Here is a 10,577-nt window from a genome sequence, read left to right as displayed (position 1 = left end):
AAGTGCTCAAAGGAGGCACGGAGCTCGCGAAGTTTCTTTCCAAAAATACACTAGTGTCCTTTGTGAAACCTCAGTGTCCTCCGTGGTTAAGTTATCAAACCACAAAGTACTCAAAGTAGGCACGGAGGTCCCAAAGTTTCTTTCCAGAAAAGCACCAGTGCCCTTTGTGAAACCTCAGTGTCCTCCGTGGTTAAGTTATTAAACCACAAAGTGCTCAAAGGAGGCACGGAGCTCGCGAAGTTTTTTTCCAGAAATACACTAGTGCCCTTTGTAAAACCTCAGTGTCCTCCGTGGTTAAGTTATTAAACCACAAAGTGCTCAAAGGAGGCACGGAGCTCGCGAAGTTTCTTTCCAAAAATACACTAGTGTCCTTTGTGAAACCTCAGTGTCCTCCGTGGTTAAGTTATCAAACCACAAAGTACTCAAAGTAGGCACGGAGCTCGCAAAGTTTCTTTCCAGAAAAACACCAGTGCCCTTTGTGCTCCCTCCGCGTCCTCCGTGGTTAAGTTATCAAACCACAAAGGACGCCAAGGTCGCAGAGGTAACAGAGTTTTTTGTGCCCTTCGTCCTTTCCTTTTCCTAAAGGGCCTCTAAGGTTTAATTCAAGCTATTTAGGTACTTGAAAAATTCACTGTCGGTGGAAAGGATAATACTGGTGTTTTCGTCCAGTGATTTTTCGAAGCTCTCCATGGTTCGCAGGAATTTATAGAGTTCTACAGCTTGGCGGTTTTGATTGTAGGCTTCTGCATAAATCCCCGTGGCTTCGGCATCTGCGCGCCCTTTGATTTCCTCCGCTTCACGAAAAGCTTCAGACTGGATCTGCGCAAGGTCCCTTTCTTTATCCCCTTGGATTTTTCTGGCTTCTCCCTGGCCTTCCGAGCGGAACTGGTCAGCAATACGGTTCCTTTCACTGATCATCCGGTCATACACTCTGTCGCGTACCTCATTGACGTAATTCATGCGTTTAAATTTAAAATCTAAGATGCGGACCCCTAGGTCTGCGGTGCGCTCATTGGCCTTGGAAAGTACTATTTCTTCTATCTTGGCCCTGCCGACAGAGATGTCTTCCAGAACTTCCAGTTCTTCCATAAAGTCCTCGGTGACTTCTGGTTTACGATTGGAGGAGCGTACCACATCGAGCAGATCGTGGCTGGCAATGGCATTTCTCGTTTCTCCATCAAGGATATCGTCCAGTCTGGATTGGGCTGAGCGTTCATCCCTTAACCGGATAAAGAACTGCAGGGGATTGGTGATTTCCCACCGGGCATAGGTATCCACAAAGATGAATTTTTTGTCCTTTGTGGGAACCTGGTTGCGGTCTCCGTCCCATTCCAGGTATCTTTTATCAAAAAACTGAACTTTATGGAGAAAGGGGACTTTGAAATTCAGGCCCGGAGTGGTCCGGGGCTCCCCTACAGGTTTACCGAATTGGGTAACGATGGCCTGCTGGGTTTCATCCAAGATGTAAACGCTCCCGCTGATTGCAATGATCAGTATAAGGCCTATGACGATAGTTATGATTTGTTTTCGTTTCATTTTTCGGTTCCTCCTTTCTTGTCCAGATTTAACAGGGGTAAAACATTATTCCCCTCTTCGTCCACGATGACTTTGTTGCCCAGCTTTGGCAGGATCTTTTCCATGGTCTCCAGGTAAATTCGGTACTTGGTGACCTCTGGGGCCTTTATATAGGCATTGAAGAGGGAATTGAAACGGTCAGCTTCACCCTTGGCCCTATTGACCCGGTTGAGTGCAAAGGCTTCGGCCAATTCGATGGTTTCCTGGGCCTCACCACGTGCCCTGGGAATGACCCGGTTATAATCCGCCTCGGCTTGATTGATCAGCGTTTCTCTTTCCTGCTGGGCTTCATTCACCGCATTGAAAGATGGCTTTACCGGATCTGGTGGATTGACGTCCTGAAGCACTACTTGGTCTATCCGGATACCGTTTTCATATTCGTCGCAAAGTTCCTGGAGCAATTGTTCCACACTGGAGGCGATTTCCTGGCGGCCTACGGTGAGCACTTCGTTGACGGTGCGGTCCCCTACGATTTTTCGCATGGCCGATTCTGACATGTCCCTCAGGGTTTTGTCCGCATTCCGCACCTTGAAAAGGTATTTATAGGAATCGCTGATTCGGTACTGTACCACCCACTCCACATCGGTAAGGTTGAGATCACCGGTCAACATAATGGATTCGTCCTGATAGCCTTCCTTGACATAATCGGATCGCTGACTGGGAGAAGATGTCCTAAATCCAAATTCCTGCTTGAGCTGCCTTTGGACGGGGATTTTATAGATCTTCTCTATGCCAAAAGGAAGGATGAAGTTCAGGCCGGGCTGGACAGTACGGTTGTATTTGCCCATTTGGATGACCACTCCTTCCTCTTCAGGCCCCACGGTATAAATGGCGCTAAAGGCAGCGTAAAGCAAGACCAGTACTAAAATAATTTTCCGTAGGTACTTTTTGATCCAGTCCGGATCAATGTTTACCTCAAAGTTCCTATTTGCCATATGCTATGGTTTTGGTTTTAATTGGATCATTGAAGTTTCAAAAAAATATTGGATTAGCATAAAATACAGGTGAAAAATACTAAAAGGCTAGTGCAAAAATCAGGAAAAGCAGCAGCCATATCAAGTCTACGAAATGCCAATAGACAATAAACAGCCGGATTTTCATTTTAACAAAAGGGTCGGTAGTAAAAATAAGGTCTTGCACAGGATCCAAAATGGTACGGTGCACCTCCCAGATCAAAACTACTAAGAAACCCATTACTCCCAGCAAATGGAAGATATGGATGCCTGTAAGGATAAATAAATAACTGCCGCTTGGGATGCCGGTAAAACTGATCCCCTGTCGGTCCAGTTCATTCCAGCCCCATAACTGCAGGGCGGTAAAGGCCATTCCCATCCCAAAGATCATCCGTAGGGCTTTTTCCAGGGACTTGGGCTGGTCTTGTTTATAGAGTGAGACCAGCCGGTTGGCGGTGATGCTGCTTATGAGCAGCACTAAAGTGCTCAGAAAAAAGGGCCAGGGGAATCGGTAATCCAAGAGCGGGTTTTGTGGATAAAAGGAACTTACGAAAGCAAATGTCAAAAACAGGAATATCAGGCCACTACCTACCATTCCTAAGTACACCAAGGTTTGGTAGGGGTGCAAATGCTCAACTTTAGAGACCCAGTTTTGTGCTGTTTTTGTCTTCATGGGCTTGCTTGTGTACAAATAGTGGAGAGTCTTTTGAAATATAACCCTGAGGATAAAACATTAGTTGCAGCTTGGGGAGAATATTCACACAAAAAAGCGAAGAGGTTTATCACCCAAAGAAGCGGTGACTTATTCACTGAATTCACACAGAAAAGACAGGTTTTTCCTAACTTGCATGCCAAACAGACGAATACGGGTTTTTTACCTTAAAGCGATTATCATTTTGGACAAAAAAGCATTTCTTTCCCTTTACGAACAGGATTCTTATATCAAGACGGTGGCAGCTACCGTGAGTGCTTCCAATGGCAAGAGCTTCCAATTGAAAGGCCTTGCCGGAAGTATGGACATGGTGCTGGTGACCTCTTTTTTTACCTTACACGGTCAATCTCAGCTGATCATTGCCCATGATAAAGAAGAAGCGGCTTATTTGGTGGATGACCTCAAAATGTTGCTGGGAGAACAAGCTCCTGTACTCTTCCCCTCCTCTTACAAAAGGCCGTATCAGTATGATGAGGTGGAAAATGCCAATGTCCTGTTGAGGGCAGAAATCCTCAATAAGATTTTGTCCAAGGACGGAAACCCTTTGATCATCGTCACCTATCCTGAGGCCCTGAATGAAAAAGTGATCAATAAAAAGTCGCTGAAGGACAATACCTTTACGGCGAAGGTGGGCGAAAAGGTAGACGTGGAGTTTATCGCCGAATTGCTAAGTACCTACGATTTTGAGAAAACCGATTTCGTCTATGAACCTGGTCAGTTTGCTATACGTGGAGGGATCATTGACGTGTTTTCCTATGCTAATGAGCAACCCTATAGGATAGAGCTGTTTGGGAAAGAAATAGAAAGTATCCGGACTTTTGATGCAGAAAGCCAGCTTTCTGTGGATAATTTGGAACAGATCAACATTATACCGAATGTCCAGACCAGGCTGATGCAGGAGGTAAGGCAGTCGTTTGCGGAATTTTTGCCAGAAGGGACACAAGTTTGGATGAAGGATTACCAACTTACCTGGGATTTGTTGAACAACGCTTTCGATAAGGCAAGTCAGAAATTTCATCAGATCGTAGCGCAGACGGCCAATGAAAAGCTGCTCATCAAACCAGAGCACCTATTTGATGACGGAGCAGCTTTCGCCCAATCCATTCAGGGATTTACCAAACTGGAATTTGGAAATCAGTTCCACTTGCCCGATGCTCAATTATTTGATTTTGATATCAAGCCCCAGCCTTCCTTCAATAAAAATTTTGACTTGCTGGTAAGCAACTTGGTAGAGAATGAGCGCAAAGGGTTGGTCAATGTTATTTGTTCCGAGAGTGAAAAACAGGTGGAAAGGTTATTGAACATTTTTCAAGAGCTTGACCCGACCCTAAAAGTACAGTCTCTGCCTCTGAGCATAAGGGAAGGTTTTATTGATCATTCTGTCAGGATAGCCTGTTATACAGACCATCAGATCTTTGAACGGTTTCACCGGTACAAGAGCACCCAGAAAACCAGCAAAACCAAGGCGCTGACCTTAAAAGAGCTGAAGAGCCTGCAGCCGGGGGATTATGTGGTGCATGTGGATTATGGAGTGGGGAGATTTGCCGGCTTGGAAAAGGTCGAGGTCAATGACAATTACCAAGAGGCGGTGCGGCTTATTTTCCGCGATGATGACCTGCTCTATGTAAACATCCATTCCCTGCACAAAATATCCAAATATTCGGGACAGGAGGGAAGCATGCCCACTATGTCAAAGCTGGGTTCACCGGAGTGGGAAAACAAGAAAAAGAAGGTCAAAAGAAAGGTAAAGGACATTGCCAAGGACTTGATAGCCCTATATGCCAAAAGAAGGAACGCATCGGGGTATCAGTATGCTCCGGACAGTGTGCTTCAGGTAGAGCTGGAGAGTTCGTTCATTTATGAGGATACTCCTGATCAGGCTTCTGCGACGGGAGATGTGAAGAATGATATGGAAAAAGCCTACCCTATGGACCGCTTGGTATGTGGAGATGTAGGGTTTGGTAAAACGGAAGTAGCCATACGCGCTGCTTTTAAGGCCATCAATGACCGGAAGCAAGTGGCCGTTTTGGTGCCCACCACCATTTTGGCCATGCAGCATTATCAGACTTTTAAGGAGAGGCTGAAGGATTTTCCCGTGCAGGTCGATTATATCAACCGTTTTAGAAGTACTAAGCAGGTCAAGGAAATTGCCGGTCAGGTAGGCTCGGGAGAGCTGGATATTTTGGTGGGGACACACCGCATCGTCAACAAGGACATTAAGTTTAAGGATCTGGGGCTGCTCATTATCGATGAGGAGCAAAAGTTCGGGGTAAAAGTAAAGGATCAGCTCAAGGAGCTACGGGTGAATGTGGATGTGCTTACACTTACAGCAACGCCGATTCCCCGTACCTTGCATTTTTCCTTGATGGGAGCGCGGGACCTGTCAGTGATCGCTACCCCACCACCCAATAGGCAGCCCGTGACGACAGAAATCCATACGTTCAAAGAAGAAGTGATCCGGGATGCCGTGGCCCAAGAGATACAGCGTGGCGGGCAGGTGTTTTTTGTACACAACCGGGTGGGCGAGATTGACTCCATCGCCAACCTGATCATGAGGTTGGTGCCTGATGCCAAGGTGGTCGGGGCACACGGCCAGATGGATGGTAAGCAGTTGGAGAAGGTAATGGTGAGTTTTATAGAGGGGGAATACGATGTGCTGGTCTCTACCAACATCATTGAATCGGGCCTTGATATTCCAAATGCCAACACCATTATCATCAATAGGGCCCATATGTTTGGCCTGAGTGACCTTCACCAAATGCGTGGAAGGGTGGGAAGAAGCAATAAGAAGGCCTATTGCTATTTGCTTACTTCACCGATGTCGGGACTGACTGCCGAGGCCAGAAAGCGGCTTCAGACGCTTGAAGAGTTTTCCGATCTGGGGGATGGTTTTAAGGTGGCCATGCGCGATCTGGATATCCGAGGGGCAGGGAACCTATTGGGGGCAGAGCAAAGCGGCTTTATAACTGATTTAGGTTTTGAGATGTACCATAAAATCCTGGATGAGGCGGTACAGGAGCTGAAGGAAAATGAATTTGCTGCTCTTTTTGAAGTGGATTTGAAAGAGAAAGTAGAGGTGCTGGTACAGGATTGTGTGATCGAGACGGATATGGAACTGTTGATTCCTGAAGGTTATGTGACCAATATTTCCGAGCGTCTCAGCTTGTATTCCAAGCTCGATAATATCAAGACGGAAGAAGAGCTCTCGAAATTTGCTGTTTCGCTGTCGGACCGGTTTGGTCCGATTCCTGAGGAGGTGAATGCTCTCCTGGAAACCGTGCGACTCAGGTGGTTGGCCGAGAAGTTGGGCTTTGAGAAATTGGTCCTGAAGAATGGGCTGATGAAATGTTACTTTGTCCCAAGTACCCGGGAAAGTTATTTTAAATCGGATGTTTTCGGAAATATCATACGGTTTATTCAGTCGCATGGGAAATATTGTAAAATAAAAGAACATAAAAATCGTTTAATCCTTACGATAAGCGGCATTAAATCGGTGGATAAGGCCAAACAATGGTTGGGTGATATGAGTGGATAAATGAGTGGATAAAAATTACTTTTGTTCGAGCATGTTCATTATTTGTTGCGCTTTTTCTGATGTTCTTTTATATTTAGTATAATTGAAGGATAAGCATTAGGCTCACGTAAAGTATTGTGATTACTCGTGGAATGATTATATATTAGTGCGTAATTTGGGAAAGTCAATAATAACCCTTGGTATGGTAATTGGAAATAAGAAATTAAAGTTGGTAGTTGGCGCGTTTTTGATGCTGTCAATAGCATTTATGGTCTCATGTGCCAAGAAAAATGGATCTACCTACGGCAGAAGAACGGCAGGAAGTCCGGGTAAAGTCAGTGCATCTACTGGCGCGGAATTAAACTTTGACCTGGAGGATACGACCCAGTTTACTGTGGTGAGGCTAAAAGATCCTGTGGTGGGGCCGAAGCTGAAGTACGTTCAGGGCGGTCGGGCTGTCATAGGAACCCAAGAAGAGGATGTGATGGCTTTTCGTGACAATGTGGAAAGAACGGTTACAGTAGCTTCTTTTTATATGGATGAAACGGAGGTCACCAATGTGGACTATAAAGAGTTCCTTTTCAACATGAGAAGTAGGGTCAGTGCAGACTCAGTCAAAAAACTGGAACCAAGGGAGGACGTTTGGGTAGAATCACTTTCGTATAATGATGTTTATTCAACCTACTATTTTAGGCATCCGGGCTTTAACTTTTACCCTGTTGCCGGGGTGACCTGGTCCCAAGCTAATGCTTATTCCAAGTGGAGAACTGTTTATGTAAACGAACTATACAGGAAGGAAAATGAATTGGACTCGGCCATGAGCCAAAATATGTTAATCGAGCGTGGTGTGGTGCTTCCAAATTACCGATTGCCCAATGAAGCCGAGTGGGAATATGCCGCCAAGGCAATGATCGGCACCCAATACTTGGATGAAAATCAGGAAAACGGCAGGGTTTATCCCTGGGATGGCCGTGGGGTTAGGAATCCTTATGATGTAAAGCGAAAGTCAAGACAAGGGGATTTCTTGGCTAACTTTAAGCGGGGAAGAGGTGACTATGCCGGTATCTCAGGCGGTATTACCAATGACGGAGAGATTATTCCTACCAATGTGTATGAGTTCCCTCCAAATGACTTTGGACTTTATAATATGTCAGGAAATATGAACGAATGGGTACAGGATGTTTACAGGCCTTTGTCGTACGAAGACTTTGAAGACTTGAACCCATTGAGAAGAGATGGGACCTTGGATGATGAATCCCTTTACGGTACCACTTCCATGATAGATGATAATTTCCGTGTATTTAAGGGAGGTTCTTGGAGAGATGTAGCTTACTGGCTTTCTCCAGGTACCAGAAGATTTATGCACCAGGACTCTGCGACTAACCATATTGGTTTTAGGTGTGCCATGATCTCAGTAGGTGCGGATGACAGATAGGAAACGCAAATAAATGAATATAGTGAGAGGCCGGTTTTTATCGGCCTCTTTTATTTTGCCACATTGCTGTGTGCTGCTTAAATTTTTTTGGAGAGCTCCGATAAGTGAATTCCCTGATGCCTTCTTGGACCAGTTTCATTAGTTTTTTGTAAATTACAGGTAAAGTACCGTTGACATACTAAATGATTTTGTCAAAATATGGATTATTTTTACAGTTATAGACCATCTAGAAACTTTTGTCCCACATGAAAAAATATATACTTGCTCTTTTTGTTGTTGGTTTATTGGTTCAGCAGTCTTGGTCTCAAAGCTGGAGAAGAGTGGGAGGATGGGGGAATGAGCTCAGTGATATCCATTGGGTCAATGATGACGTGGCTTTTATTTCCGGTGATGAAATCATTTTAAAATCTATAGATGGTGGATTGACATGGATGGAGCAGAAGCCTCCAATGACCAATCGGATGCTGGCCCTGGACTTTTATGACTACAACCGTGGTATCATGGTCGGTGAAGACGGTATAATTTTTAGAACAGAAGACGGTGGGGACAAGTGGGATTTAATTGAATTGGGAACTTCCCAAAGCTTGAAGGCTGTCCAGTATCTTGGGGAGAATGAGCTGCGGATAGCGGGAGATGGAGGAGGTTATTATGTATCAAACGATGGTGGTAAAACATGGACGCAACAGGATATTGGGCTTACAGCCAATTTGAATGCACTGTACTTTTACGATGAGGATTCAGGTTATATGGCCACATCAGAGGCTACTATCCTTAGGACCGTGGACGGAGGGGACACTTGGTCTGAAGTGAATACCCCGGTTTCTGAGCCATTGAACGATGTTTATTTTATCAACGATACCTTGGGATATGCCGTGGGAGATGGAGGGGTGATTTTGAAATCAATTGATGGTGGTTTGAACTGGACCTTTATACAAAGTGGAACCGAGTATAATTACCGTCGGGTCCACTTTCATGGAACAAATCCCAATGTAGGTGTAGTAGCTGGAGAAGGTGGGGTGATCTTATTTACCAATAATGGAGGCCTGACCTTCAGTGCAAGGAGCAGCAGGACTACGGAGAATATCTTGGGCATATCCTACAAACTGGGAACCAATACGGTGTATGCGGTGGCGAATTCAGGGACATTGACCCGGTCCACCAATTCAGGTAACTCCTGGACGCAGGTCATGGCCGGTAGGAACAAGGACTTTACCGGTATCCAATTTGTCTCAGAAACAAGAGGATATTTGATTGGACAGAATGCGTTGATGTTGTCCACGACCAATGGAGGGAATTCATTTGTGGATCGGTCCCGGCCACTTTCTGTGCCTTTCAACGATATCGAGTTTGTGACTGCCGGGTTTGGTTATGTGGTCGGAGACAAAGGGACTATTTTAAATACCACGAATTCTGGAGGAGGCTGGACAGCCTTAAACCCAAATACAGAAAAAGATATTCACGGGATTCATTTTTTTGATACCAATGTCGGATATATCGTTGGAGAAAATGGTTTTATAGCCAAAACAGATAACCGTGGTGTCAATTGGGATATCATAGATGAAGGGAGTTTGGCTACTCACTTTCGGGATATTTCTTTTTTTGAGGGAGGAATAGGTTTAATCATTGGCGATGCGGGCAATGTTTACAGAAGCCAAGGTGAAGATGTTTGGGAAAAGGTTACTATTTCCGGGGTGGAGGATTTGACCGCTTTGGAGATTTTGGACGCCGCAACGGCTTTGGCTATAGGAGAATCAGGGACCATGTATAAAACGGAGGATAGCGGTGCGTCCTGGCGAAAAATCAATCTCCCTTTCAGTCAAAACTTTTATGCGATAGATTTTTTGGATGAGTCTGTAGGGTTTATCGTGGGGGAGGAAGGTCTGATTTTGCAAACAAAAGATCAGGGGGAAAGCTGGGAGAGGGATTTGACCAGCACATTTCAGGATTTTAAAGGAATCAGTTTTGGAGACCTTAATACGGGATATGCTGCAGGGGACAATGGAATCTTTTACCAGTACAGTTGCTTAGTGCCCTTACAGCCTAGTACCATTTTTGGTGAAAGCAATATATGCTTGAGCCAACAAATTTATACCATTCAGGATGAAGTGGAGGCGAATGTAAGCTATGAGTGGAGAGTGGACGGCGGAACTATTTTGGAAGGACAGGGAAGCAATAGAGTGGTGGTCCAATGGGAGGTGCCCGGAAGAAATGCCGTGATGGTAAGAGGGCAAAACAACTGTGGGAATGGTCCTACTACAGCCTTAGAGGTCACGGTGTCAGAACCACCCACTGCCGTGGCTGAGATTAGGGGGGATGGAGTGGTCTGCCAAGGCAGGGTACATCATTATGAGGTGGATTCCGTGCCTGGTTCAGAGTATATATGGGAAG

General features: G+C 45.4%; 6 protein-coding genes. 3 read left to right on the top strand and 3 right to left on the bottom strand.

Translation table 11 applies throughout. The features are described from left to right. Positions 1-597 precede the first annotated feature (597 nt). The 3 genes from hflC to ACYVAA_RS18740 form a co-directional block, all read right to left on the bottom strand. On the bottom strand, positions 598-1,536 hold the full coding sequence (gene hflC, locus ACYVAA_RS18750) for a protease modulator HflC (RefSeq protein ID WP_460544683.1): 939 nt from the start codon (positions 1,534-1,536) through the stop codon (positions 598-600). Further along, positions 1,533-2,510 (bottom strand): protease modulator HflK, encoded by a 978-nt coding sequence (gene hflK, locus ACYVAA_RS18745; protein ID WP_460544681.1) that lies wholly within the window; start codon positions 2,508-2,510, stop codon positions 1,533-1,535. Before hflK ends, hflC begins: the two co-directional genes overlap by 4 nt. Positions 2,511-2,589: 79 nt before the next feature. Continuing rightward, positions 2,590-3,201 carry a cytochrome c oxidase subunit 3 gene (locus ACYVAA_RS18740; protein WP_460544679.1) on the bottom strand — a complete coding sequence of 204 codons (612 nt, stop codon included), beginning with the start codon at positions 3,199-3,201 and terminating at the stop codon, positions 2,590-2,592. A gap of 223 nt (positions 3,202-3,424) precedes the next feature. Between ACYVAA_RS18740 and mfd the strand changes: the two genes are divergently transcribed. From mfd to ACYVAA_RS18725, 3 genes are all read left to right on the top strand, one after another. Next, positions 3,425-6,775 (top strand): transcription-repair coupling factor, encoded by a 3,351-nt coding sequence (gene mfd / locus ACYVAA_RS18735; RefSeq protein ID WP_460544685.1) that lies wholly within the window; start codon positions 3,425-3,427, stop codon positions 6,773-6,775. Positions 6,776-6,956: 181 nt separating this feature from the next. Next, positions 6,957-8,189 (top strand): gliding motility lipoprotein GldJ, encoded by a 1,233-nt coding sequence (gene gldJ, locus ACYVAA_RS18730; RefSeq protein ID WP_460544677.1) that lies wholly within the window; start codon positions 6,957-6,959, stop codon positions 8,187-8,189. Between the two features lie 245 nt (positions 8,190-8,434). Further along, positions 8,435-10,577 (top strand): WD40/YVTN/BNR-like repeat-containing protein (locus ACYVAA_RS18725; protein WP_460544675.1); only part of this gene is annotated, 2,143 nt, incomplete at its 3' end.

Source organism: Echinicola sediminis (assembly GCF_054777495.1).
Note: the sequence above shows the minus strand (reverse complement) of the source record. Positions and strands in the feature narration are given on the sequence as shown.

Bases quoted from the DNA above. Each gene is read 5' to 3' on its own strand.
- hflC (WP_460544683.1), bottom strand. From the start codon at position 1,536: ATGAAACGAAAACAAATCATAACTATCGTCATAGGCCTTATACTGATC.
- hflK (WP_460544681.1), bottom strand. From the start codon at position 2,510: ATGGCAAATAGGAACTTTGAGGTAAACATTGATCCGGACTGGATCAAA.
- ACYVAA_RS18740 (WP_460544679.1), bottom strand. From the start codon at position 3,201: ATGAAGACAAAAACAGCACAAAACTGGGTCTCTAAAGTTGAGCATTTG.
- gldJ (WP_460544677.1), top strand. From the start codon at position 6,957: ATGGTAATTGGAAATAAGAAATTAAAGTTGGTAGTTGGCGCGTTTTTG.